This is a genomic window from Xenorhabdus thuongxuanensis (assembly GCF_001908095.1).
Taxonomy (GTDB): Bacteria; Pseudomonadota; Gammaproteobacteria; order Enterobacterales; family Enterobacteriaceae; genus Xenorhabdus; species Xenorhabdus thuongxuanensis.
In genome coordinates this window covers 68,443-94,140 of record NZ_MKGR01000009.1, presented here as the reverse complement: position 1 = coordinate 94,140, position 25,698 = coordinate 68,443, and the positions used below count along the sequence as shown (strand labels likewise).

Below are 25,698 nucleotides of genomic sequence, written 5' to 3'. Positions count from 1 at the left end.
TATATAAACACGTTACTGCATAAGAACATGTTCCTGTGTATAAAAACACGTCTGTGCTTTCATACAGTATAAACTGGTTTTTTATACAGTAAAGTAGGGAGGTTTATTTTTAGAACATTTTTTTCGACCAGCCCAGTTTTGTACTCAGTGTATTGAAATAGTTGTAATCTTTTGGATGAATTAAATGCAGATTATAGTCACTGCGTTTGATGATCACTTCTTCACCATCTTGGATTGGCAGGACAATTTGGCTGTCACAACTGACTTCATAGTCATTGCTGCTTTGGGCAAATTTCAGGCGAATGCTACTTTCGCTGCTAATAACGAGAGGGCGTGCCGAGAGCGTATGTGGAAACATCGGTACTAGTACGATAGCATCTAAGTTTGGGGTTAATATAGGCCCTCCGGCAGACAGTGAATAGGCTGTAGAGCCAGTGGGTGTTGCTATGATTAAGCCGTCTGAACGTTGAGAAAAAGCAAAACGTTCATCAATATATACTTCGAATTCAATCATATGGGCAACTTTGCCTGGATGTAGTACGACTTCATTTAATGCAGTACTACGACGGGATTTATGTCCGGTTTTTGTCACTTGAGCCTCAAGCAGAAAACGTTTTTCGTCTCGATATTTGCCATCTAAAACTTCGGATAGTTGCTGCAAAGCATTATCGGGATCTAAATCCGTTAAAAAGCCCAAATTTCCTCGGTTGATACCAATGACTTTGATGTTATAACGTGATAATACTCTGGTTGCACCGAGCATATTGCCATCCCCACCGACAACAATCACAAGATCGGCAGTTTTACCAATTTCTGTCAATCCTCCAGTCTGAGCACCTTTTAAATTAATGTCTTTCGCGACCTGTCTATCCACAATGACGCAATAACCTTTAGATACCAGCCAGTGGTACAGCATTTCATGGGTGGCCAGCGCTTCAGGGTGACGTGGACGACCGACAATACCGATGCATTTGAATTCATTATTCATTGCTGTTATTTCCTTTAGCATATGGTTTTGCCTTCACAATAATGATTGTTCCCTTGAATCCCGCATTTTGATCCCCATAATAAAGCTCAAATGGCGAAGATAATACAAAATACGCGGAGATATTCATGAGTAGTAAAGACCAAAAAGTACCTGATGAGCAAGTCGCAGAAAATACAGAAAATGTATTAGAGCAACAAATAAATGCGGAACAGGCAGATGCGCCAGAGACTGAAAATGTTGTTGATCCGCGTGTTGCTGAGTTGGAAGAACAACTGAAACAGGCTCAGGCTAACGAACGTGATGCTTTATTGCGTGCGCGTGCTGAAATCGAAAACATCCGCCGTCGTACTGAGCTGGATGTAGAAAAGGCACATAAATTTGCATTGGAAAAATTTGTCAATGAACTGCTACCCGTTATCGACAATCTGGAACGTGCATTAGATGTGGCCGATCGTACCAATGAAGCACTACTGCCAATGGTTGAAGGTATTGAACTGACTCTGAAATCTTTTATCGATTCAGTGGGTAAGTTTGGTGTTGAAGTGGTCAGTGACACTAATGTCCCTTTCAATCCAGAAGTGCATCAGGCGATGACCATGATGGAATCCGATCAGCATGAACCTAATCAGGTTATGTTGGTGATGCAGAAAGGTTATACCTTGAATGGTCGTTTATTACGTCCTGCAATGGTTGCTGTTTCTAAATAAGATTACGGTATCTCATGATGCAATGCCGCCATTTGAAAGGCGGCATTTTTGTAGGCAGAGATCGGTTATTGGGGCAATTGGGGTTCCCAATCTATTGGGGATAATCCCTGTGCTTCCAATAAGCTGTTGGCCTGTGAGAAATGTTTACAACCTAAGAAACCACGATGGGCAGACAAAGGTGAAGGATGGGGCGCTTTTAATACATGATGGCGTTGGTTATCAATAAAGTGACCTTTTTTCTGGGCATGAGATCCCCAAAGCAAGAAAATGACTCCGTTGCGATGTTCATTGATTGCTGCAATGACTTTGTCAGTGAACGTTTCCCAACCCAAATGAGCATGGGAATGTGCGTTGCCGCGCTCAACGGTGAGTACGGTATTGAGCAATAATACCCCCTGTTTTGCCCAGCTTATCAAGCAACCGTGATTTGGACGAGTAAATCCAGCAATATCCGATTCCAGTTCTTTGTACATATTAACGAGAGAAGGTGGTGCAGGAATACCCGACTGTACAGAGAAAGCCAAACCGTGCGCCTGATTTGGGCCGTGGTAAGGATCTTGTCCCAAAATCACAACTTTTACATCAGCCAATTCGGTATAGCGGAATGCATTGAAAACATCTGTTTGAGGCGGATAAATGGTTTTTCCAGTCTGACGTTCATTGGCAACATAAGCCAATGTATCAACAAAATAAGGTTGTTTCTTTTCATTGCCGATGACATCGTGCCATGTGAGAGGTGCGGACATAGCTAATCCCTTTCTAGATGATTATCAGATGGCTTAAGCTTACCGATTCCCTTGGGATAGGGAAACCCTCAGATCCCAATCCACACTTAATTCTCAGGATAAAAAGCTATTTTTATAAATTTTTTTGAAAAAATATAAAAATAATTTTATTCGATTCTGCTATAAAAGACGATTAAAAACATAATGTTATGAAATTACTATCAATAACCTTATGAAATTAGTTGATTATAATCAAAGAATCTTCTCATTTGTGCTGGTATACAGAAAATCAGGAACGATCATTGATTAAATAGTGGTTTGATCAAATAACCAAGATGATGATGTTGGAGGTATAAATGATTACTGGGATTCAAATTACCCAATCCGATAACGCTGCATTAATGAATTCTTTTTGGCTGTTGGATGATGAAAAAAATGAAGCGCGTTGTATCTGTGCCAAAGCAGATTACGATGAAGGCCAGATTGTTACCAAAGGGGAGTTGGGGCAATTTGAATATCGCGAGATCCCGTTGGAGGTCAAGCCGACTGTACGTGTAGAAGGCGGACAACATCTGAATGTTAATGTTTTGCGCCGCGAAACGTTGGAAGATGCGGTAAAACACCCCGAAAAATATCCCCAGCTTACAATTCGGGTATCTGGTTATGCTGTTCGCTTTAATTCTCTGACTCCAGAACAGCAACGTGATGTTATTGCTCGTACTTTTACAGAAAGCTTGTAATTCTTGTCTCAAGCAAAAAATCTAAAGGGAGAATTGATACTCCCTTTTTTTATTCCCATGTTTTTATTATGTGAATTTATTTTGTTAAATAAAAATTAAATTTGTTTTAATTTTGTTAAAAATTCTGCCGATAGAGAGTTTGGGCGTTTAAACCACACCAAATTTAAATAATCTGTAGGAGAATTTTATGACTTTATCAGTTAATACTAGTTCGTTAAGTAACTTGGGACTTTATTCCTTACAAGGAAATGCTCTACAACCTCAGTCTAATTCTCCAGCTCAGTCACCACCTGACAAAGTTGATCATATTTCTTCCCCTAGCATTTCACTTTCAGAAAATACCAAGCAGGCTAATGTGCTCTATCAATCATTAGTTAATAACTTAAATGCCAGTGCGATGGCAGCCCCTGAATTGAAAGCCAATGATATTGCGGGGAAACAATCTAAATTGGTCGATTATACCTTGACGCTGGTTACCCGTGATGTTTATCGACAAAGTAGTTTAGGAATTGGCGATTATGTGCGCTTGTCTGATGAGGATTTATCAAAATTGGGCATTGATCCTGACACTCTGAATGATTATTCAACAGGATTTCAGGCTGGTGTATACCATAACAAGGGCTTATATATTGTCTCTTTCACAGGATCGAATGAATTAAAGGATTTTATGGTAAGTATTCGTCAAGGGCTTGGTTACAATGAAAAGCAATATAATCAAGCCGTTGAATTGGCACATAAGGCGTTAGAAGTATTTGGTGAAAATGTCATTTTCACAGGGCATTCATTGGGGGGGGGATTAGCAACCGTGGCTGCATTGGCAACAGGAAAACCAGCAGTTATTTATAATTCTGTCAGTGTTTCTGACTCTACATTGAAACATATGGGAGTTTCACCCGAAGTCGCTCGTGAATTGGCTGATAGTGGCTTGATTCGCCATTATACCGTCCAGCATGATTGGCTGGGGAACTTACAAAAAACATTACCAATTCGTCAACCGATGGGGCACGAAATAGAGCTTAAATATGAATATGAATTGGAGAGCATATGGGATGTCATGTTGCCTAATCGATATGGCTTACATACTTTTAAAGCGCATTTTTTGGAAGCTGTCCTCGAATTTATGGCGGAACAAAAGCCTTGGTTGAACAATGGTAATACCCTGTTAGCGTCAACTGATGTTACAGATACAGATATCACATCGCAGCAAAGTGAGCAGCATTATGCTGTGTAATATTTAGCGCTCAGTCTGCTGGAACATGGGCGAATTCATTGTATGGCTTCGCCCATATTCTACAATCGGTTATTAGTTAATCGTTGCTAGATTCAGTTAATTCTGGTCTAGGATTACCAGAAGCAGCACGACGTTTACCGATATTTTTTTTGTCGCGATGACGAACTTTCACTCGGTTTTTCTTCGTTTCGTCTGTTTTCTTCTTTTCTTTACGTTTTGCTAACACTTTTTTGGATGGTTTATAGCTCTTTTTATCGCTTGGCGCTTTGGTTTGTGGGCGAAGCTCATCAACCACTCGTATTTTCAAAGGTTCGTTGAGGTAACGGCTGATTTTGCCCAAAAGTAGGTGATCGTGGGCTTCAACCAGAGCAATGGCTGTTCCTTTACGACCTGCGCGAGCAGTACGACCAATCCGGTGCAAGTAAACATCCGCGGTACGAGGCAAATCGAAGTTAAAAACGTGGCTGACATCCTCGATATCCAATCCACGGGAAGCAACGTCGGTTGCGACTAAGACTTTGACTTTACCATCATTCAAGCGTTTTACGGCATCTGTACGCTTGGCTTGCACCATTTCACCTTCAAGGAAACACGCTTGAATGCCTGCCTGGTTCAGCCAATCGACAAGTTCGCGGACACGCTCTCGTTTACGCACGAAAACAATGGACTTAGTCACTTCAGGTTGCTGGAGAAGGTGACACAGCAGGGCTGTTTTATGTTCTAACGAATCAGCCCGATAGTGAAATTGCTGAATTTTCTTGCGCTCACGGCGAGAAGGTTCGGCATCGATCTCAACAGGATCAGTTAGCAGGCGCTCAGCAAAATCACGGATGGATTCCCCTTCCAGGGTTGCGGAGAATAACAGCGTTTGTTTACGCCAGCGGGTTTCACCTGCAATCGTTTCGACATCGTTGGCGAATCCCATATCCAACATGCGATCAGCTTCATCAAGGATCAGTGTTTCCACTGCACGGCAGTCGAAATTTTCTTCTTTGATGTATTGCAGCAGACGCCCTGTCGTTGCGACAACAATATCCTGATTCTCACTGAATACTTCCGCGTGATTCATATAGGCAACACCACCTGTGATTGTAGCGATGTCCAAATGTGTATGAGCCGCCAGTTCTTTTGCCTGTTCTGCAACCTGCATTGCCAGTTCACGGGTTGGTGTCAAAATCAGGATACGTGGAGGCCCCGATTTTTTGCGAGGAAAATCCAGTAAATGTTGCAGTACTGGCAGCAGGTAAGCGGCGGTCTTACCTGTACCGGTCGGCGCTGAGCCTAATACATCACGTCCGTCCATAGCCGCAGGAATGGCTGCTGCCTGAATGGCGGTTGGGCGTTCGTAGCCTTTGTCGTTCAGTGCTTCAAGCAGGGATTCATCAAGTTCGAATTCGGAAAAATTTGTCGCAGTCATCATATACCTCTGTTTGGGGCGCCGATTATAAACAGGTTAGTCGCATTCTTCATCCTATAAAAGCATCTAATAAGCAGGTTGCTTTTATCCATCGGCTATAAGATTTATGCTATGACAAATTCTAATTTCAGCAGATATAGGTCATGGCATCGATACAGAAACCCGTTTTTCGCCGCGGTGGTTTTACATTTAAACAGTTTTTTGTTGGGCATGATAAATGTGCGATGAAAGTCGGAACGGATGGTGTGTTGTTGGGAACCTGGGCGCCAGTATATAACAGGAAAAGATGTCTGGATATTGGATGTGGCAGTGGTTTGATTGCGTTGATGATAGCCCAACGTACAAACGAAGATACCATTATTGATGCGGTGGAGTTGGATGGTCTTGCGGCAATGCAGGCAGTGGATAATGTACAGCAATCACCGTGGCCTTCCCGTATTAGGGTATATCAGCAGGATATTCATGATTTCGTGCGACAACATGTGCAACAAAATGAGTTGCGGAAAATTAACTCTCAATACGATTTGATAGTTAGCAATCCTCCTTATTTTGAACCTGCTATTGCATGTCGAAATGAAGCTCGCAATCAGGCTCGCTACACGGAATCATTGACGCATCAGGGGTTATTGGCGTGTGTACGGGCATTGATTACGCCAACAGGGTTATTTTGCTTGGTACTGCCTTATGAAATTGGTGGGCAATTTGAAAGAATGGCATCAGATTTGGGATGGTTTACCCATTTCCGAGTCAATATTCGAGACAGGCAAGATAAGCCGTTGCATCGGCTATTACTGGGATTGTCACAACAAAAACAGGGCACCCAGGTGAGTGAACTAACGATTCGTTCTTCAGATGGTACATATTCAGACGACTTTCGTCAGTTAGTAACAGATTTTTATTTTTATTATTGAGGATGTTAGCACTATTGAGATGGTGGATTAGATTTTTCGGTATAATAACTCAAAGGTTTTCTTTTTCTCAGATTAAAATAGCGTGCCCTGTAAAATAGCGGCTATGATTTAGAAAAGTGCAATACGAAAATAACAGGTGGTTGTAATTAAAATTACAACTAAAGTTGAACTTCACAGTGAACTGATACTCAAAGTCATGCTTGTTCGGGAAATCAGAACATCATATTGGTTTAATTTAAGTATAAATGTGGAGTTTTACCTCAGGAGAGTGAACCTCGGATGAGCGAGCAGTTAACGGATCAAATGCTGATTGAACGTGTCCAGAAGGGCGACCAAAAAGCGTTTAATTTGCTGGTGATAAGATACCAGCACAAAGTAGCGAGCCTGATTGCTCGTTACGTACCTCAAGGCGACGTTCCCGATGTTGCTCAGGAGGTTTTCATTAAGACTTATCGGGCACTTTCTTCTTTCCGGGGTGATAGTGCATTTTATACATGGTTGTACCGTATTGCCGTTAATACCGCGAAAAATTATTTAGTTGCTCAGGGGCGTCGTCCACCATCCAATGATCTGGATGCCAACGATGCAGAAAATTATGATACGTCAAGTTCATTAAAAGAAATTTCGAACCCTGAGAATTTAATGTTGTCTGAAGAATTAAAGGAAGTGGTTTTCCGCACCATTGAATCGCTTCCAGAAGATTTGAGAGTAGCGATTACGTTGAGGGAGTTGGATGGGTTGAGCTATGAAGAGATAGCCGACATCATGGAATGTCCTGTAGGCACTGTGCGTTCACGAATTTTTCGGGCAAGGGAAGCAATTGATAATAAAGTTCAACCACTGATCCAACAATAAAGTGGAAAACAGTGGGACAAAACAATATTGAAGGGTACTTTGGCATGCAAAGAGAAAAACTTTCCGCATTAATGGATGGAGAAACTCTTGATAGTGAAGTAGTTCATTTGGTTTCTGAAGATGCGGTCATGCAGAAACAGTGGGAACGCTATCACCTTGTGCGTGATGTGCTGCGTGGGGATGTGGGGGATGTATTGAATTTGGATATTGCGAGTCAAGTAGCGTTGGCGCTTGAAAAAGAACCCATTCATATTAATCCAGCATCTGTTCTGGAATCTCAGCCAAAGCCTGAAACATGGGCTAACATGCCCTTTTGGCATAAAATCCGCGCATGGAAGAGTCAAATTGTACAAATTGGTGTTGCAGCCTGTGTATCGCTGACTGTGATTATCAGTGTCCAGCAGTATAATAGTGATAGCGGTGTTGAAACTGATAACCAACTTGAGGCGCCGGCCTTTAACACATTGCCGGTGATGGGTACAGCCTCAACAGTTGGCTTAGTAACTCCAGCCGAAGAAGAAACTTTCGGTGGTGATCTGAATATGCAAGTGCGAGAAAGCAATAAACGAATTGATGCGATGTTGCAGCAATATGAACTTGCTCGTCGCATTTACTCTGAAAAGAATAATTATGGTGTCACTCAGGCCAATCAAGTTCCTGAAGAGCAAACGCCACAACAGTCTCAACAACAGTGATGAAACGTACTTGGGTTGTCGTTTTTTTATTGGCGAGTAGCCTTATAAATCCTCTAAAGGCCTCAGCACAACAAAGCAATGCTGAGGCTTTGTTACAGGATATGAGTAAGGCAGTTCAAACGTTAGATTATGAGCTTGGCTTTATCATTTTAGAGCAGCAATTTCTCGTTCCCTTGCGTTACCGTCATGCCATTATTAATGGACAGGTTATTGCCCAAATTATACAAATGGATGGCTCACGTAGAGAAATTATTCAGCGCGGTGACCAAATCAGCTATTACGAACCTGGGTTAGACTCATTTAGTATCCGTGGTTCTCATATCGTCGATTATCTTCCACCAATCATCTTTGCCGATTTTGCCCAATTGCAAAAATTTTATCGCTTTATTGATGCAGGCAGCACGAATATTGGCGATCACCCTGTGAATTTTGTACGCATCATATCGAAAGATAAATCCCTCTATAACTATAACCTTCTGATTGATGAGAAAAATCACCTTCCTCTGTTGATAGACTTATTGGATAAGGATAATAAAACAGTTATTGAGCAATTCCGTGTCGTGTCATCAACTGTGAATGACTATATTAAAACGGAACTGAATGTGATTACTGATTTGAAATTACCTCCTATGTTACTCATTCCTCCTGCTGATAAGTTGAAATTTAATTGGCTGGCTGGAAAAATGCCTGACGGTTTCAAAGAAATTTCACGTAACAGCCAGAAGCTATCAGAGACAGAATGGTTAGAATCCATCATGTATGGTGATGGATTATTTAGTTTTTCTGTAAATGTTGTTAACTCAGATAAAAAAATTGTTGATGAGCAACCATTTCGACAAGGCAGAAGAACAGTTTATACTTTGGCCAGAGGCAAAAACAGCATAACAGTCATTGGTGAGTTGCCTTTCGCAACAGCGGAACGAATTGCAGCAAGCGTAACGTTTACAGGAGAAAATTGATGGTTAAAGAGTGGGCAACGGTTGTCCGTTGGCACAAAGGCCGGGCACTATTACGTTATGGCTCATCTTCAGGCTGCGGTAGCTGTCAGGCCAAAACAGCTTGTGGTTCTTATTTACTGGAAAAGATAGGGCCAGAAAGCATCCATCAGTTGGAACTGGAAATTTCTCAACCACTCCAGCCGGGTCAGAAGGTTGAAGTAGGTATTCCTGAAAGCAGCCTGCTACGTTCAGCTATGCTAGTTTATTTGACGCCATTGCTGGGATTGTTTTTGGGGGCAGTATTTTTCCAGTTTTGGACGATTGACCAATTATGGATCTGTTTAGGAGGGATTGGTGGTGGAATCGCCGGTTTCTTCATTGCTCGCAAGATTGCTGCGTATTGGGATAATTTGCAAGCGTACCAGCCTGTTGTGTTACAAATTGGTTTACCTCCTGATTCGATTAAGGTTCTACAGCAAGAATAATCTGTTTTACCCTACGAGTTTCAATTTTAATTTATCATTACTGAAAACGACTGAGTCATATTGAAAACGACAGACATGGCGAAATTTTCACGGGTTTGGTTTTCACGGACTTGGCATGTAGAATACAGCTCCTCAGGCCAGTGGCCGAACCAATAAACTGTCGCTTTATGTCCATCAATGTGTCCATAGGCGAATGATTCAGAAATATTAAGGCAAAAAAGATTTAATAATGAAGCAAATAAGAAATTTCTCCATTATCGCCCACATTGACCATGGTAAATCCACGCTCTCTGACCGGATTATTCAAATCTGTGGTGGTTTGTCTGATCGCGAAATGGCAGCACAAGTACTGGATTCAATGGATCTTGAGCGTGAACGTGGGATCACGATCAAAGCACAAAGTGTAACCCTGGATTACAAAGCAAATGACGGGCAAGTCTACCAATTAAACTTTATCGATACGCCAGGGCATGTTGACTTCTCTTATGAAGTTTCCCGTTCACTGGCTGCTTGTGAAGGTGCCTTGCTGGTTGTTGATGCAGGCCAAGGGGTTGAAGCCCAAACATTGGCTAACTGCTATACCGCTATTGAAATGGATCTGGAAGTAGTGCCTGTTTTGAACAAAATTGATCTCCCTGCTGCTGAACCAGAGCGTGTTGCTGAAGAAATCGAAGACATTGTGGGTATTGATGCAACAAATGCGGTTCGTTGTTCTGCAAAAACGGGGGTGGGCGTACAGGATGTTATTGAACGTCTGGTGAAAGAAATACCTCCACCAGAAGGCGATCCTAATGCTCCATTGCAGGCTCTGATTATTGACTCATGGTTTGATAATTACCTTGGTGTTGTTTCACTTGTCCGAATTAAAAACGGTACATTGCGTAAAGGTGACAAAATTAAGGTAATGAGTACTGGACAAATATACAACGCTGACCGTCTGGGTATCTTTACCCCAAAACGTATTGATCGTGATGTGTTGAATTGTGGTGAAGTGGGCTGGTTGGTCTGTGCCATCAAAGATATTCTGGGGGCCCCAGTTGGGGATACACTGACAACAGCCCGTCAGCCTGCGGAAAAAGCATTGCCTGGTTTTAAAAAGGTTAAACCGCAAGTTTATGCCGGTTTGTTCCCAGTAAGCTCTGATGATTATGAAGCATTCCGTGATGCGTTGGGTAAACTGAGTTTAAATGACGCTTCATTATTCTATGAACCAGAAAGTTCGACTGCGTTAGGCTTCGGTTTTCGCTGTGGTTTCCTTGGCTTACTGCATATGGAAATCATTCAGGAACGCTTGGAACGTGAATATGATCTTGATTTGATCACAACAGCTCCAACAGTTGTTTATGAAGTTGAGACAACCACTGGTGATATTATCTATGTTGATAGTCCATCCAAGTTGCCGCCATTAAACAACATTAAGGAACTGCGTGAGCCGATTGCAGAATGTCACATGTTATTGCCGAAAGAGTACCTTGGTAACGTCATTACACTCTGCGTAGAAAAACGCGGTGTGCAAACAAATATGGTTTATCACGGTAATCAGGTTGCGCTGACTTATGAAATTCCAATGGCTGAAGTTGTTCTGGATTTCTTTGACCGCTTGAAATCAACATCTCGTGGTTACGCTTCGCTGGATTATAATTTTATCCGCTTCCAGGATTCAGACATGGTTCGTGTGGATGTCTTGATTAACGCTGAGCGTGTTGATGCCTTGGCGTTGATTACTCACCGTGACAATTCTCAGTACCGTGGACGTGAGCTGGTGGAAAAAATGAAGGAGCTGATCCCACGCCAGCAATTTGACATTGCAATTCAGGCTGCCATCGGCACTCACATTATTGCGCGTTCTACCGTTAAGCAATTACGTAAGAACGTATTGGCGAAATGTTATGGTGGTGACGTCAGCCGTAAGAAAAAGCTATTGCAGAAACAGAAAGAAGGTAAAAAACGTATGAAGCAGGTCGGTAATGTTGAACTGCCGCAAGAAGCCTTCTTAGCAATTCTGCATGTTGGCAAAGATAATTAACACAAGGTCGTAAGGAGTTTAAATGGCTAACACTTTTGCCTTGATATTAACATTAGCAACGTTAATCACCGGTATTCTCTGGTGCATAGAGCGATTTAAGTTCGCACCTGAACGTAAGAAAAAACTTGCCCAGATTCAGGAACAGGCGGCAGGCGCAGAAGCTCAGGAAGCTTTGGCTAAAGGACTTAACAAACCCTCATGGGTTGAAACACTTGCATCTGTCTTTCCAGTGTTAGCCATTGTCTTGGTTCTGCGCTCTTTTGTTTATGAACCTTTTCAGATCCCTTCGGGTTCAATGATGCCAACATTGTTGATCGGGGATTTCATTCTGGTTGAAAAATTTGCTTATGGTTTAAAAGATCCAATTACGCAAACAACCTTAATTAAAACTGGCGAGCCTAAGCGTGGGGATATTGCGGTTTTCAAATATCCGAAGAACCCAAGCATAGATTTTGTAAAACGAATTATTGGCTTGCCTGGGGATAAGATTGTTTACGATTACGTCAACAAAGAGCTTCAGGTTTACCCTGGTTGTGGCTGGAATACGGAATGTAAGGGTGATTTACCGGTTACTTATCGGAGTGTGTTCCCAAGTGAATGGACAATAAAAGAAGATGTGACACCAGAAGGCGTTCGTATAAGTGGTGTTTATCAAGTTCCTGTTGATGAGCCAGTAGGACCGTATGCTCTTCGCCAGGACGAAAGAGTCGAAATCTTAGGTGATGTGTCACACCATATTTTGACTATTCCTGTCATACGACGCTTCCCTGGTTTCTCTCAAGAAGGCTTGCCAACGGGTACTTGGGTTGTTCCTGAGGGGCAATATTTTGCCATGGGTGATAACCGTGACAATAGTGATGATAGTCGTTCATGGGGATTTGTACCGGAGAAAAATCTGGTAGGCCGTGCAACTGCCATTTGGATGAGCTTTGAAAAACAGGAAGGTGAATGGCCTACTGGCGTGCGTTTCAGCCGAATTGGTGGAATTCACTAATATTTATATATTAGCGCAGCATTAATTTATCTCTCAGTGTAGAATATTCTTTCAAACGAGATGACTGGCTCCCTGGCATATGAATACTTTGGGAGCCAGTGCAAACGCAACAGTTTTGTAAGGCATACAGCAAGGTAAATTGCGGATTGTATTATTGCTTGTATTGCCTCACAGGTCTGTTGCGTGTGCTTTTATTTGATGAATTCTAACTGAATTGGTAGCACATGAACCCCATAATAACGAACCGGTTACAACATAAGCTAGGATATAGCTTTAAACAGCACGATTTGTTGCTTCAAGCGTTGACTCACCGCAGTGCCAGCAGTAAGCATAATGAACGTTTGGAATTTCTTGGTGACTCAATCCTGAGTTTTGTCATTGCTAATGCCCTTTACCATCGTTTTCCCCGTGTTGATGAAGGGGACATGAGCCGCATGCGAGCAACATTGGTGCGTGGTAATACTTTGGCGGAGCTGGCCAGAGAATTTGAGTTAGGTGAATGCCTGCGTTTAGGGCCGGGTGAGTTAAAGAGTGGAGGACATCGTCGCGAATCCATTTTAGCGGATAGCATTGAAGCCTTAATTGGCGCTATTTTTCTTGATAGCGATATTCAGACAGTCGAAAACATTATCCTGAATTGGTATGAAACCCGTTTGAATGAAATTAGTCCGGGCGATAAGCAAAAAGATCCTAAAACACGTTTACAAGAATATTTGCAAGGGCGTCATTTGCCGTTGCCTACATATCTGGTTGTTCAGGTTCGTGGAGAAGCACACGATCAGGAATTTACAATTCACTGTCAGGTCAGTGGATTTGAACAACCTGTCAGAGGAATCGGTTCCAGTCGCCGCAAGGCAGAGCAGGCGGCTGCGGAACAAGCATTAAAACAACTGGAGCTTGAATGAGCGAAGAAAAAAACTATTGCGGGTTCGTTGCAATAGTCGGTCGGCCCAATGTTGGTAAATCGACGTTATTGAATCAGTTATTGGGTCAAAAAGTATCCATTACTTCCCGTAAACCTCAAACGACGCGGCATCGCATCATGGGGATTCATACGGAAGGGGCTTACCAAACCATCTATGTTGATACACCAGGCCTTCATATTGAAGAAAAACGTGCGATCAACCGTTTAATGAACCGTGCGGCGAGCAGCTCCATTGGTGATGTTGAACTGGTTATTTTTGTTGTGGAAGGTACGCACTGGACACCTGATGATGACATGGTGGTGAATAAATTGCGCCATTTACGCTGTCCTGTCTTACTGGCTATCAATAAAGTGGACAATGTGACGGATAAAACCATTCTTCTGCCCCATATCGGTTTTCTTAGCCAACAGATGAACTTTATCGATGTTGTGCCGATTAGCGCCGAAAAAGGCATGAATGTTGATACCATCGCCAAAATAGTGCGTGATCATATACCACAGGCGGAACATCACTTTCCTGAAGATTACATTACTGATCGCTCACAACGTTTTATGGCGTCAGAAATCATTCGTGAAAAACTGATGCGTTTCTTGGGTGATGAACTCCCCTATTCCGTGACAGTGGAAATTGAGCAATTTGTTACCAATGAGCGTGGAGGCTATACAATCCACGGTTTGATTTTGGTAGAGCGTGATGGCCAGAAGAAAATGGTGATTGGTAATAAAGGCAGTAAAATCAAGAAGATTGGCATAGAAGCCCGTCAAGATATGGAAAAGCTGTTTGATATGAAAGTCCACCTGGAATTGTGGGTAAAAGTGAAATCCGGTTGGGCTGATGATGAACGGGCGCTGCGTAGCCTCGGTTACGTTGACGACTTATAAGGTTGATTTGTGGACGGCTGGCATAGAGCCTTTGTGCTTCATGGGCGCCCTTACAGTGAAACCAGTTTATTGCTGGATTTTTTTACTGAACATGAAGGGCGGGTACGTGTCTTAGCAAAAGGGGTACGCAGCCGTCGCTCCAATCTAAAAGGTTGCTTGCAACCTTTCACTCCGTTGCTTATTCGTTGGAGTGGGCGGGGTGAAATCAAGACATTAAGAGACGCAGAGCCTATCTCATTAGCTCTTCCCTTAACGGGAAGTGTGCTCTACAGCGGTTTGTATGTGAATGAGCTCTTATCCAGAGTCCTTGAGCAAGGAACGGCATATCCCGCGCTTTTTTTCGATTACCTCCAATGTTTACAAGCTCTTGCAGCGAGTAAATACACACCGGAATGTGCATTACGTCGTTTTGAATTAGCGCTACTAACTAATATAGGATACGGTGTAGATTATCTTCACTGTGCAGGAAGTGGTGAACCTGTATCCGATACAATGAGTTACCGTTATCGTGAAGAAAAAGGGTTTATCGCCAGTTTGGTTACGGATCATTACAGTTTTACCGGTTATGAACTCAAGGCATTGGCAAGTAGCGACTTTCCCGATCAGGTGACCTTGAAAGCGGCGAAGCGTTTTACTCGCATTGCTTTGAAACCTTATCTGGGGGGAAAACCGTTAAAAAGTCGTGAGCTGTTTCGCCAGTTTATACGTAAAAAAACTGATAATCCCAACAAGAAAAATGAAAACTAAAGTAAGCCACTTTTTTGTGATGAAGAGTGTAGACTTTATTGAATCTTATGTTATTGCAGGAGCTAAAAATGGCTGAGGTATTGTTAGGTATCAACATTGATCACATTGCAACCTTACGTAATGCCCGTGGGACACAATATCCCGATCCCGTTCAGGCTGCATTTGTTGCAGAGCAAGCGGGTGCAGATGGTATAACAGTTCACCTACGTGAAGATCGCCGCCATATTACTGACAGAGATGTTCAATTATTAAAAAAAACAATCCAAACCCGTATGAACCTTGAAATGGCAGTAACAAATGAGATGGTGGGGATTGCTTGCCAAATCAAACCTGTTTTCTGTTGCTTAGTACCTGAAAAACGTCAGGAGGTCACAACCGAAGGTGGATTGGATGTGTTTGGGCAAAAAGAGCACATTGCTGCGGCTGTTAAGACTTTATCAGAAGCAGGGATTTTGGTGTCTTTATTCATTGATGCGGATCACCAACAAATTGATGCTGCTGTCGAAGTTGGAGCACCATTTATTGAGATTCATACTGGTGCGTATGCAGATGCAGGGGATGAGATACAGCAGGAAAAAGAATTTCAGCGTATCAAAGAAGCCGCAACCTATGCAGCCGCTAAAGGGCTTAAAGTTAATGCAGGCCACGGCTTGACCTATCACAATGTGCAACGTATTGCAGCCTTACCTGAAATTTATGAATTGAATATAGGGCATGCCATTATTGGCCGTGCTGTATTCAGTGGTTTACCTGCGGCTGTTGCGGATATGAAAACTTTATTGCGGGAAGCACGCCGTTAATGGCCATTCTTGGATTAGGCACAGATATTGTTGAAATATCCCGCATTGAAGAAATTGTCGGGCGTTCAGGCGAACGTCTGGCAAGGCGCGTTCTGAGTGATGGAGAATGGCTGCAATATCAACAGCATAACCAGCCTGTCCGCTTCCTTGCAAAACGGTTCGCTGTCAAGGAAGCAGCCGCTAAAGCTTTTGGAACCGGTATCCGTAATGGGTTAGCCTTTAATCAATTTGAAGTGATTAATGATCCACTGGGAAAACCAACGTTGAAACTTCATGGAGAGGCCGAAGTGTTGGCTAACAAACTGAAAGTAAAATCTATGCATGTCACACTGGCAGATGAACGGCGTTATGCCTGTGCGACGGTGATATTGGAAAATTAAATTCAGATCTTATCAGCATGATGTAGGATTACAAACTTATCCCATAGCTGCTCTTCGGTTTCCTGATGGTTAGGGTCAAGGATAATAGTGTTCGTGATCGGGCAGACAGATTGGCAAGTTGGCTTTTCATAATGCCCGATACACTCAGTACAGCGTTCAGGCTCAATTTCGTAGATCTCTGCACCCATTGTGATGGCCTGATTAGGGCATTCGGGTTCACACATATCACAATTAATGCAGCGTTTGGTAATTAGTAGTGCCATTTCAACCTCTTACATAAATTAAGCCTTTTAATTTCAGGCTTAATCTTCTTCCTGATTTGTTGCTCTAGATCATCTCTTGTTATTTCATACAATATATTTTACAAAAAATGTATCTTAAAAATAAATATTTACAACAAAATGCATTGTACAAAGAAAAATTATCTGGGGTGGATGTTAACACATCTGATATTCTCACGGCTATAAAGTGTGCCTTTATCCGTTGATTAGAATCAAGGCAATAAATTGCTCTTAGTCAACAAGGGCATTTCCAGTGCCATTTCCCATAATACAACTGGAGAATTTTTACTCGCACCTTAGAAAGCAGTCCGGTACATTTATCATGGTATATACTTAAGTATGTTTTAAATTCTTTAGAGTAAAAACATGCTTGAATACATCGTAAAGCACGGTAATGATATGGTGAAGGTCTTGGGAACTATCGGGACTTTTATTGGTATTATTTTGTCTGTATTAAAGAAGCTTTATGCAGATGTGAGTGTTTTTAGAGAGAGAAGGGCAATAAAGTATATAAAATATCTCAATGAGTACAATATTTATTTAGATGAGCTGAGTAAAGATTATATTAAATATGAAATTGCCTCTGAGATAATGTTTGATGTTACAAAAATAAAATCTGATAAATTTAGAAATATATTTATCAAGTTGAAAAAAGATGGGTTAGAGCCGGACTATATAGCTCTCCTTAAAAAATTGAAAACATGTACTGTTTTAAATTCTGGTATAGTTCAAGTCAATATTGGGACTTCTTATTATTTTTCTTATTGTTTTGAAAAAATATTTTCAACTTATTTTTTCACGTTGGCATTTGTTGTATTGGTTGTATTTTTATTTAAAGTAGATACCTTGAGTAATACTCTCGGGAGTGCTTCAGATTTCTTTTTGGTTGTTTTAAGTATGATATTACTTATGGGAATTGGTATCTATTTATTAATGTTAAGCCCATCAAAATATCAAATCCGAAAGTTAAATGAAGAGTTAATGAAATATAAAATCGATGATGTTAATTTGTAGACTAGGTTTGTTGATTTGACATTGTATCTAAACTTGAAGTCTGTTAGACAGTGAGTTTAATTCTGTGTATCTTCTGGAGCTACTCAAATGAAAGCAAGCTGTTTAACGGAAATTATATTACCTGGTAATTATCACACGAGAGATTTTTTTGCCTTTCATCAGAGGGATGAAATGGGCGTTTCTGAGCTCGTGCAGCATAACCAGATTAAAAAAGGGATTATTTGGTATGAAAATCTGGCCCTTTTGACAATCACAATGGAAAAGAATAGAGCGAAAATACAGCTTGATATCGATGGTAATAAAGATTTCTCTCCACAACATGAAGCGTTATCGACGCTAGCTTTCCATATGCTTGGTTTGAAACAACCTGTTGATGTATTCGAATCTATCTATCAAGATCATCCTGTTATTGGAGAATTGGTTAGCAGGCAAACGGGCTTACGCATTTATCAATCTGCGACACCTTTTGAAGCGCTTACTTGGGCGATCATCGGGCAACAAATTAGCTTAAGTGCTGCAATTTCCATTAGACGACGTTTTATTCAGGCAGTGGGGCTTCAGCACTCTTCTGGGTTACTGTGTTATCCGAATTATAAGCAAGTGATGCAATGTTCACAGCATGAGCTCCGTCAATGTGGTTTTTCTGTGGGTAAAGCCAATGCCTTATTGAATGTTTGTCAACTTATTGACTCTGGGGTATTGGAGCTAAATATTCCAGAGGGAGAAAATGGGGTGAAACGGCTGACAGATAGCTTGCTAGCTATCAAGGGCATTGGCATGTGGACAGTTAATTATACCTTGCTACGAGGATTCAGTTACCTGGATGGTTCACTGCATGGCGATGTTGCTGTCAGGCGTAATCTCCAATATTTGCTCAACCAGAAAGAAAAAGTGAGTGCAGAACAGGCAGAAAAATGGCTGGCAGATTTTTCTCCCTGGAAAGCGTTGGTAGGAGCGCATTTATGGCAACAGCAATCCAGTAGTGGATATTAATACCATTCTAACTTCCTTGTCAGATGCTTTTCATCAAGCAGCAAGAAGACTGGAAAGAACATGGATGACAAGTTGGAGTTCATCATGATTCGGTGATTTGAGTATAACCACCGGATTGGTTTGGGGAAATAGGGGAGATTTTGGTTATGTTATCTTTTTCACCGTTTGAAGATTTGGCGCAACAGCTTTTACCTATGGCAATAGAAGGTGATGATGGTGCGCATGATATTGCTCACCTTCATCGGGTATGGCGAAATGCCAAACAAATTTGTGAAGCGGAATCTGGTAACTTGCGATTAGTGTTTGTCGCTGTGCTATTGCATGATTGTGTGAGTGTTGAAAAAAATGCGCCAAACCGACATCTTGCCTCACGCATGGCAGCAGAAAAAGCAGCATTGATACTAAAAGATTTGGCATGGAACGAGAAGGAGATTAATGCTGTCTGCCATGCCATTGAAGCACATAGTTTTTCAGCAGGTCTATCTCCCAGAACTTTGGAAGCAAAAATCGTGCAAGATGCGGATCGGCTGGATTCTATTGGCATGATTGGTGTTGGACGTTGTTTTTACACCGCTGGCCGTATGGGTTCTTCATTGTATGACTTGCATGATCCACTGGCAAAGCAGCGCGAATATAATGATAAGGCTTATACTATCGATCATTTCTTTACTAAGCTGTTTAAAATTGAATCAGGATTTCAGACTGTATCAGGTAGAAAAATGGCGAATGAAAGGACAGAGCGAATGAAAATGTTCCTTGATGATTTTCTTGATGAGATTCAGGTTGAAGTAGCGGATTGAGGAGATTAGGTATAATAGGCGAAATTTTTATAAGTAAGAGAATGGGCAGTGACAGAATTATATACAGTAACCGAAAATTTTAGTGATGAATATTGGATGCGTCGGGCAATAGATTTAGCAATGCAAGCGCAAGCAAAGGGAGAAATTCCTGTTGGTGCTGTATTGGTAGCAGATAATAAGGTGATTGCTGAGGGGTTTAACCATCCAATCACTGACCATGATCCCACCGCCCATGCAGAAATTATTGCTTTGCGGCGGGGCGGAAAACAATTGCAGAATTATCGTCTGTTGAATACGACACTGTATGTCACTTTAGAGCCTTGTGTCATGTGCGCAGGTGCGATGGTACACAGCCGGATACAACGGTTAGTTTATGGTGCCAGCGATATGAAAACGGGAGCAGCGGGATCATTGATTGATATCTTGCGTCATCCAGGCATGAATCACCAAATTGAAATTACCGGTGGTGTGTTGGCGAAAGAGTGCTCCACTATGCTAAGTTCTTTTTTTAAACAGCGTAGGGAGCAGCATAAGGCATTAAAAAAATTGAAAGCTCAGCAACAGGAAATGCCATAGTCAGTTATATGTGAGATCTCTGACTTCGACTGACAGATAAAGTCGCGACTCATATAAATAAAGAATTCAATAATTAATTTTATTGAATTCTTTTCAAAAAATATCGTTTCCATATTTTTTATTTTAAAATGTAACAATATGACCTGACCAAATACCACCATATGTCACATCTCTATCATTATCATCACCAACCTGATAATCAAAGAAGATCTCTCCATCATGTTCAGGAAATGCCAAATTATTATTCAATAGGTCATAAGGTATATTAAATTTCAATACGGCTGTTTTTCCATCTTCATTATCTGGCTGATATGGCATTGTATTTTTAAAAGGATAAGTTATTGTTTTGTTTCTAGAGTTAATATATAAAGTCAGAATAATTTCTGAACCAAGTTTTACTTTAGTGTTATCACTATTATCATTGGTTCCTGTTATTGTGACAAATAAACCCGCATCACCTGGGTTATTTGTATGGTTAGATATTTTTTGATCATTTATACCGCCATCTTGTTCTATAAGTACATCGAAGCTAGAATAAACCTTACAGGATTCATATATTCTATCAATGTCTTTCCACGGTTTATTTGGTCTTCCTCTATAAGTGATATCTACAGGGCTGGATTCAGCCAATATAGTTCCACTTGGTTTAATCACAAGATAAGATAACCGTGATAATTCATTTTTCTGAAAAATAAAATAAGGTAATTTCATTAAACATGGATTACGATGTTCACCATCATCAATGATCCTAGTATAATATTTGTATTTTTTGTTAACAAAAAACAACACAAAATCACCAATTTCATAATCATTGCATGGTGACATATCTACCCAGAATTTACTTTCTCCTTCGGATTTTAAATTACCATCAATAGCAGTAATTATTTCCAGAGGTTGTTGATAATTTTTAACATTATCAACAACGATAAAAATAGGATTTTGAGAAAAAATAAAATCAGGTGAATTTGGTATAATAGAATGTAATTGAATGATTAATGACAATGATTTTTTAGGTACAATATTAAATTCCACTTTTCCTTTTTCATCTGAGTTTACAAAAATACCAGAATATTTACCAAATTCCTGAATATCTATTTTTGTGCTTTTATTATCAGTGTAAATATACCTTTCCTCTAACTCATTAATGTCATTGTTCTTTATAAATATTGGTACGCCTGATAATACCTCTCCATTTTTATCTCTTATAACTGTGTTAACTTTTGTTGATACAGATCCTATTTTTGAATCATCAAATGATATTGGTATTGGCAAAAAATATCGTCAATCTTTAATTCCAATGAGCTTGAATCAATTGTTCTTGCTGTGTATTTTAGTGTTTTTGGTTGAATGCCACTTAACGATGTTTTTACACTAAAATAAATTTCTTCATTTTCCGATATAGTATTAGATACAGTGAGAGTGACTGTTGCCAAAGCCTTTTTTTTGTCATTATTCAAAATTAAAGTAATGGCATCAGACGGTACAGTAATGTTTTTATTATTATAAAATGTAATAGTGGAATTATCATCGATGTTGTTATCAGATAACAATGTCACGGTAAATAAAAAACTTTGCCCTATTATCAAATTACCGTTATTATCCGGCAATGAAAGAACCATTGTGTTAGACATGTTTATATTTCCTTATGCTGTATTATAAAATGCAGAGCGCTGTTATCGGCAGCGCTCATTTTTATATCAATTAATTATTCATCTGTATTATCTATACTACCTGGGTCTGGAATGGTTTCAATGTTCGCACTCCAACTTACACCATACTTAATCTCTTCTTCTTGATAAAATTGATAGTCAAAAGTGATATCACCCACCCCTCTTATGTTAACTATTTGCGTATAAGGAATATGGAAGAAAATAGAATTTGCATTACCATTACTACCTATTTCATGTAAGGTTACTTGCTGAGTGTAAGATTTTATAAAATTTTTATTTTGTGAGTTTATATACATATTCAAGGTAATATCTGTTATATTTGATGGAACAGGTATTATTTCTTCATTAGGATCATGAGTATTAGAACGTACAATCTCAACAAATAATCCATTATGTGTATATCCAGGATATTTTATTATCGCGTCGATGTTAACATAGTTACCATAACCCGATGGTATAATATTATCAGGACCAACACCAAGGCTGGTATGGACAATACAGGGTTTATAGTTTCTATTAACGCTCGCCTCAGGCTCATAAGGAACACCACCTAAATAAGTGACTGGTAGTGTTTCAGAGTATAAAGCATCACCTCCTTTTTTAACTACAATATAAGAGAATTCATATGGTTTAGCTTGTTGTTTAAAAATTGAATATGGCAATGTTATACTATATTTATCTAATTGACTCTTTGGATCTTCAATAACCGCAGAGTAACCAGTAAAATTAGTAGTTTTAGTATCCAAATCTTTAACGAAAAATAAAATCATGTCACCTGGTGAGGCTTGATCATAACTACTTATAGATATCATGAAATATGATAGTCCTGAATTTGCATATATACCGCTAGGGCTATAACCCAAAATATCGGGTGTACCTATAGAGTTTAAAAAAGTTGGTTCACTATAGTTAATTATATAAATCAATTTATTAGCTTCACTTCTAATATTAACTACATCACTTAAAATATAACTCCATAAACTAACTACACTTACTAGTGTTGTTTTAGGGTACAGATAAAATTTCACTAACCCGTTCTTATTCGATGTGATAGTTAATCCTTCAGTATGGCCTACTTTTTCAAGAAAGAGAGGAACTGTGTTAGTTTCATCTTTAAAACTAAACTCGTCCATTTTATTATGCTGTTGTGATGTAATAAATATTGGTGTTCCTACCAATACTTTTTGGGTGTTTTTATTTTTCAAAATCGTATATATTGACGTATATTTCGGTTTTTCGCCATCTAGCGGCATTTGTAAGAAAGGTTGTTCAACAAAAAGTGCCAATGAATTTAAATCAATTTCATTCGCCTTACCCGCAAATTTTACAATATTGAAATCACCTTCACTAGTCGTTGCATCAGTATGAATCTCAAATATAATATTAGAACCATCTTGTATAGACGCACCACTTGGATCTTCTACAGTAAAACTTAATTGGGCAGATGCTTTTTTATTACCGTCTGTATAAATAAGGGGGATAGGATTTTTTTGATCTAATCTTATATTTTTACTTGTATTTTTTATGGTAACCGTTTTTTCCATTAAAATAGGTTGATCTGAACTTAATGTTACTGTAAAGCTCACGCTTTGGTATATCACTAAATCAGCTTTGGTATTAATTGAAATTTCCATTCTGTTATTTATCATTCTACCACCTCATGTTTTAATTTATATTAAATACAGACAAACATTAGTAATGCAAATAAACGTGTTATTTCATTTTTTCTAGAGTTATTAATACAGTAAATATTAATCTAGCATTCCGCACCTTATTTATAATTTTTCTTTACATTTAAAATAAATTAAAATTTACATGCAGATGCGGAATATATAATTTATAAAGTATAAGAATTAAAATAAGTATATTATTATATAGTTTGAACTATCAGTGATTTTTTACGCCTTCTGGAGCAGCATAGGTATCAATAGATCCATTCCAAACTACACCATACTGTAATTTTTCATCTAGGTAAAATTGATAATCAAAACTAAGCCCCCCATATTCTACACCAGCCAAATCCTTATAAGGAATCTGGAAGAAAATAGAATCTTTGTTACCATCACTACCAATATTATCCAATGTAATTGGTGTGTAGTAAGTTAACATTACATTTCTATTCGGTGAATCTATATACATATTTAAAGTAAAATCCGTTACACTTAATGGAACTGGATTTACTGTTAAGGCAGGATTCTGAGTATTAGAACGAACAATTTCAATAAATAATCCATTATGTTTATGGCCGGGATATTGCATAATGCTGGCATAAGCAACACCATTATGAGTTGGGATAATATTATCAGGGCCAACACCAATACTGGTATGAACTAAACAATGTTCATAATTTCTACTAACATTCTGGTTAGCTTCGTAAGGAATACCACCTAAATAAGTTACTGGTATTGGTTCAGAATAAAATGCATCGCCATTCAATTTGACTGCGGTATAAGAAAATTCAGATGTTTCACCTTGTTTAAAAATGGCATAAGGAAGTGCTATACTATAATTATCTAACTGTTTCTTTTGATCTATGATAGTTATAAACTGCCCACTATAATTTCCGTTAACAAAAAATAAAACGACATCACCATTTTCTACTCCATCATAGCTACTTATTGATGTTAGGAAATTAGGGTCTGTAGTATGTGCTGTTAATCCTTCTGGGGTATTACCCTCAATACTTGGCATACCTATAGAATTAAGATAACCCGGTGCTTTATAATTAATAGCATAAATTGCTTTCTTAGCTGCGACCGAAATATTAATTATATTACTTAAAATAACAGTAGATAAATTAAGTACACTTACGAGTGAAGTTTTAAGATGGAGATTAAATTTTATTACTCCATTTTCATTTGAAGTGATAATAATTCCTTTATTTGGCCCTGCTTTTTCAATGACAATAATATTATTATTTTCAGCATCCTTAAAGGTAAATTCTTCCATTTTATTATGCTGTTGTGACGTGATAAATACAGGAGTATATTTTAATGATTTTTGTGTGTTTTTATTTTTTAACGTTGCATGTACTGGTGTGTATTTTTTTTGACTTCCATCTAATTGCATCTGTAGGATAGGGTTTTCAACAAAAAGTGCTAATGAATTTAAATCAATTTCATTCGCCTTGCCTATAAATCCTATAAAGTTGAAATCACCTTCAATAGTCGCTGCGTCAGTATGAACTTCAAACTTAATCTCAGAACCATCTTGTACTGTTCCGCCACTTGGATCTTCCACAGTAAAATTTAATTGGGCTGATGCTTTTTTATAACCGTCTGTGTAAATAAGTGAAATAGGATTATTAATATCCTGATCAAATTTTATATTTTTACTGATATTTTTTATAGTAACATGTTTGTCTGGTAAAATAAGTTGATCTGAACTTAATGTTACTGTAAAACTCACACTCTGGCCTATCACTAAATCTGCTTTCTGGTTAATTGAAATCTCCATTTTATTATTATTTACTGCCTTAGCTTTGCTTTTGAAATTCACGCTATTAAATATAGCTCCACTCGATTTTGCATCTGTATCTATTTCAAATCTAATCTCATCACCATCATGTACTGGATTGCTTCCTACCGTCTTAAGTACCGTAAAACTCAAATCGGCAGTTGCAGTGAGACTTTTATCCCCATAAATAAGTTTAATAGGATTACTAATATCTTGATCAAATTTTATATTTTTACTGACTTTTTTTACTGTTATAGACTTATCAGTATCAATACCTGTATCTGATATTAATGTTACTGTAAATTCCCTTTGCTGACCTATAAATAAATCATCAGCCGGTTTAAGCGAAATGTCCATATGAGTATTAGCCTTCATTTTATCACCTCGTATTATTATTACGATTAATAGATTATATTAATTTCATTCCGTTTAAAAAATTTACTATGGAAATGGTTATTAAAA

27 protein-coding genes are annotated in these 25,698 nt (G+C 39.3%); 19 read left to right on the top strand and 8 right to left on the bottom strand.

What is annotated here, in order from left to right; genetic code table 11:
• Positions 1 to 109: 109 nt before the first annotated feature.
• The gene (nadK, locus tag Xentx_RS08440) at positions 110 to 988 is read right to left on the bottom strand and encodes an NAD(+) kinase (RefSeq protein ID WP_139292457.1); all 879 of its coding nucleotides are present in this window, start codon (positions 986 to 988) and stop codon (positions 110 to 112) included.
• A 125-nt stretch (positions 989 to 1,113) separates the two neighbouring features.
• Between nadK and grpE the strand changes: the two genes are divergently transcribed.
• A complete protein-coding gene (gene grpE, locus Xentx_RS08435) occupies positions 1,114 to 1,695 on the top strand; it encodes a nucleotide exchange factor GrpE (RefSeq protein WP_074019809.1) in 582 nt (193 codons plus the stop codon).
• 65 nt (positions 1,696 to 1,760) lie between these two features.
• Here grpE and ung read toward each other — a convergent pair whose 3' ends face one another.
• On the bottom strand, positions 1,761 to 2,441 hold the full coding sequence (gene ung / locus Xentx_RS08430) for a uracil-DNA glycosylase (RefSeq protein WP_074019808.1): 681 nt from the start codon (positions 2,439 to 2,441) through the stop codon (positions 1,761 to 1,763).
• 335 nt (positions 2,442 to 2,776) lie between these two features.
• On the opposite strand from ung, the gene grcA reads away from it, so the two are divergent.
• Both grcA and Xentx_RS08420 read left to right on the top strand, forming a co-directional pair.
• Positions 2,777 to 3,160, top strand: a complete 384-nt coding sequence (grcA, locus tag Xentx_RS08425; protein WP_074019807.1) for an autonomous glycyl radical cofactor GrcA — start codon at positions 2,777 to 2,779, stop codon at positions 3,158 to 3,160.
• A gap of 187 nt (positions 3,161 to 3,347) precedes the next feature.
• Positions 3,348 to 4,391, top strand: coding sequence for a Tle-like phospholipase domain-containing protein (locus tag Xentx_RS08420; protein ID WP_244149838.1), 1,044 nt, complete (start codon positions 3,348 to 3,350; stop codon positions 4,389 to 4,391).
• 76 nt (positions 4,392 to 4,467) lie between these two features.
• Here the strand turns inward: Xentx_RS08420 and srmB are convergent, their stop codons facing one another.
• A complete protein-coding gene (srmB, locus tag Xentx_RS08415; RefSeq protein WP_074019806.1) occupies positions 4,468 to 5,808 on the bottom strand; it encodes an ATP-dependent RNA helicase SrmB in 1,341 nt (446 codons plus the stop codon).
• 143 nt (positions 5,809 to 5,951) lie between these two features.
• On the opposite strand from srmB, the gene trmN reads away from it, so the two are divergent.
• From trmN to acpS, 12 genes are all read left to right on the top strand, one after another.
• Positions 5,952 to 6,719, top strand: a complete 768-nt coding sequence (gene trmN / locus Xentx_RS08410; RefSeq protein WP_074019805.1) for a tRNA(1)(Val) (adenine(37)-N(6))-methyltransferase TrmN — start codon at positions 5,952 to 5,954, stop codon at positions 6,717 to 6,719.
• Between the two features lie 279 nt (positions 6,720 to 6,998).
• Positions 6,999 to 7,574, top strand: coding sequence for an RNA polymerase sigma factor RpoE (gene rpoE / locus Xentx_RS08405; protein WP_074019804.1), 576 nt, complete (start codon positions 6,999 to 7,001; stop codon positions 7,572 to 7,574).
• Between the two features lie 44 nt (positions 7,575 to 7,618).
• Entirely contained in the window at positions 7,619 to 8,269 is a 651-nt protein-coding gene (gene rseA, locus Xentx_RS08400; protein ID WP_074019803.1) for an anti-sigma-E factor RseA, read from the top strand.
• The gene (gene rseB / locus Xentx_RS08395; protein ID WP_074019802.1) at positions 8,269 to 9,228 is read left to right on the top strand and encodes a sigma-E factor regulatory protein RseB; all 960 of its coding nucleotides are present in this window, start codon (positions 8,269 to 8,271) and stop codon (positions 9,226 to 9,228) included. Before rseA ends, rseB begins: the two co-directional genes overlap by 1 nt.
• A complete protein-coding gene (gene rseC / locus Xentx_RS08390; protein WP_074019801.1) occupies positions 9,228 to 9,692 on the top strand; it encodes a SoxR-reducing system protein RseC in 465 nt (154 codons plus the stop codon). Before rseB ends, rseC begins: the two co-directional genes overlap by 1 nt.
• 229 nt (positions 9,693 to 9,921) lie before the next feature.
• Positions 9,922 to 11,718: a translation elongation factor 4 gene (gene lepA / locus Xentx_RS08385; protein WP_074019800.1), complete on the top strand. Its 1,797-nt coding sequence runs from the start codon at positions 9,922 to 9,924 to the stop codon at positions 11,716 to 11,718.
• 22 nt (positions 11,719 to 11,740) lie between these two features.
• On the top strand, positions 11,741 to 12,712 hold the full coding sequence (gene lepB / locus Xentx_RS08380; protein ID WP_074019799.1) for a signal peptidase I: 972 nt from the start codon (positions 11,741 to 11,743) through the stop codon (positions 12,710 to 12,712).
• A 224-nt stretch (positions 12,713 to 12,936) separates the two neighbouring features.
• Positions 12,937 to 13,617: a ribonuclease III gene (gene rnc / locus Xentx_RS08375; protein ID WP_074019798.1), complete on the top strand. Its 681-nt coding sequence runs from the start codon at positions 12,937 to 12,939 to the stop codon at positions 13,615 to 13,617.
• Positions 13,614 to 14,519: a GTPase Era gene (gene era / locus Xentx_RS08370; RefSeq protein WP_074019797.1), complete on the top strand. Its 906-nt coding sequence runs from the start codon at positions 13,614 to 13,616 to the stop codon at positions 14,517 to 14,519. The genes rnc and era overlap by 4 nt, the downstream gene beginning before the upstream one ends.
• Before the next feature lie 9 nt (positions 14,520 to 14,528).
• Complete coding sequence (gene recO / locus Xentx_RS08365; protein ID WP_074019796.1) at positions 14,529 to 15,266, top strand: DNA repair protein RecO; 738 nt, start codon at positions 14,529 to 14,531, stop codon at positions 15,264 to 15,266.
• 68 nt (positions 15,267 to 15,334) lie between these two features.
• Complete coding sequence (gene pdxJ / locus Xentx_RS08360) at positions 15,335 to 16,066, top strand: pyridoxine 5'-phosphate synthase (protein WP_074019795.1); 732 nt, start codon at positions 15,335 to 15,337, stop codon at positions 16,064 to 16,066.
• Positions 16,066 to 16,446, top strand: coding sequence for a holo-ACP synthase (gene acpS / locus Xentx_RS08355; RefSeq protein WP_074019794.1), 381 nt, complete (start codon positions 16,066 to 16,068; stop codon positions 16,444 to 16,446). The genes pdxJ and acpS overlap by 1 nt, the downstream gene beginning before the upstream one ends.
• Positions 16,447 to 16,448: 2 nt before the next feature.
• Here the strand turns inward: acpS and Xentx_RS08350 are convergent, their stop codons facing one another.
• The gene (locus tag Xentx_RS08350) at positions 16,449 to 16,709 is read right to left on the bottom strand and encodes a YfhL family 4Fe-4S dicluster ferredoxin (protein WP_074019793.1); all 261 of its coding nucleotides are present in this window, start codon (positions 16,707 to 16,709) and stop codon (positions 16,449 to 16,451) included.
• A 384-nt stretch (positions 16,710 to 17,093) separates the two neighbouring features.
• Here Xentx_RS08350 and Xentx_RS08345 point away from each other — a divergent pair, with 384 nt between their 5' ends.
• From Xentx_RS08345 to tadA, 4 genes are all read left to right on the top strand, one after another.
• Entirely contained in the window at positions 17,094 to 17,741 is a 648-nt protein-coding gene (locus Xentx_RS08345; protein WP_074019792.1) for a hypothetical protein, read from the top strand.
• A 171-nt stretch (positions 17,742 to 17,912) separates the two neighbouring features.
• Positions 17,913 to 18,734, top strand: a complete 822-nt coding sequence (locus Xentx_RS08340; protein WP_244149837.1) for a DNA-3-methyladenine glycosylase family protein — start codon at positions 17,913 to 17,915, stop codon at positions 18,732 to 18,734.
• Positions 18,735 to 18,880: 146 nt separating this feature from the next.
• Positions 18,881 to 19,534: an HD domain-containing protein gene (locus tag Xentx_RS08335; RefSeq protein ID WP_074019790.1), complete on the top strand. Its 654-nt coding sequence runs from the start codon at positions 18,881 to 18,883 to the stop codon at positions 19,532 to 19,534.
• A 48-nt stretch (positions 19,535 to 19,582) separates the two neighbouring features.
• A complete protein-coding gene (tadA, locus tag Xentx_RS08330; protein ID WP_074019789.1) occupies positions 19,583 to 20,110 on the top strand; it encodes a tRNA adenosine(34) deaminase TadA in 528 nt (175 codons plus the stop codon).
• A 123-nt stretch (positions 20,111 to 20,233) separates the two neighbouring features.
• Here tadA and Xentx_RS08325 read toward each other — a convergent pair whose 3' ends face one another.
• From Xentx_RS08325 to Xentx_RS08310, 4 genes are all read right to left on the bottom strand, one after another.
• Entirely contained in the window at positions 20,234 to 21,382 is a 1,149-nt protein-coding gene (locus tag Xentx_RS08325) for a hypothetical protein (RefSeq protein ID WP_074019788.1), read from the bottom strand.
• Positions 21,346 to 21,741: a hypothetical protein gene (locus Xentx_RS08320; protein WP_074019787.1), complete on the bottom strand. Its 396-nt coding sequence runs from the start codon at positions 21,739 to 21,741 to the stop codon at positions 21,346 to 21,348. The genes Xentx_RS08325 and Xentx_RS08320 overlap by 37 nt, the downstream gene beginning before the upstream one ends.
• 74 nt (positions 21,742 to 21,815) lie before the next feature.
• Positions 21,816 to 23,429 (bottom strand): hypothetical protein, encoded by a 1,614-nt coding sequence (locus tag Xentx_RS08315; protein ID WP_074019786.1) that lies wholly within the window; start codon positions 23,427 to 23,429, stop codon positions 21,816 to 21,818.
• Positions 23,430 to 23,667: 238 nt separating this feature from the next.
• Entirely contained in the window at positions 23,668 to 25,611 is a 1,944-nt protein-coding gene (locus Xentx_RS08310; protein WP_074019785.1) for a hypothetical protein, read from the bottom strand.
• Positions 25,612 to 25,698: the final 87 nt, after the last annotated feature.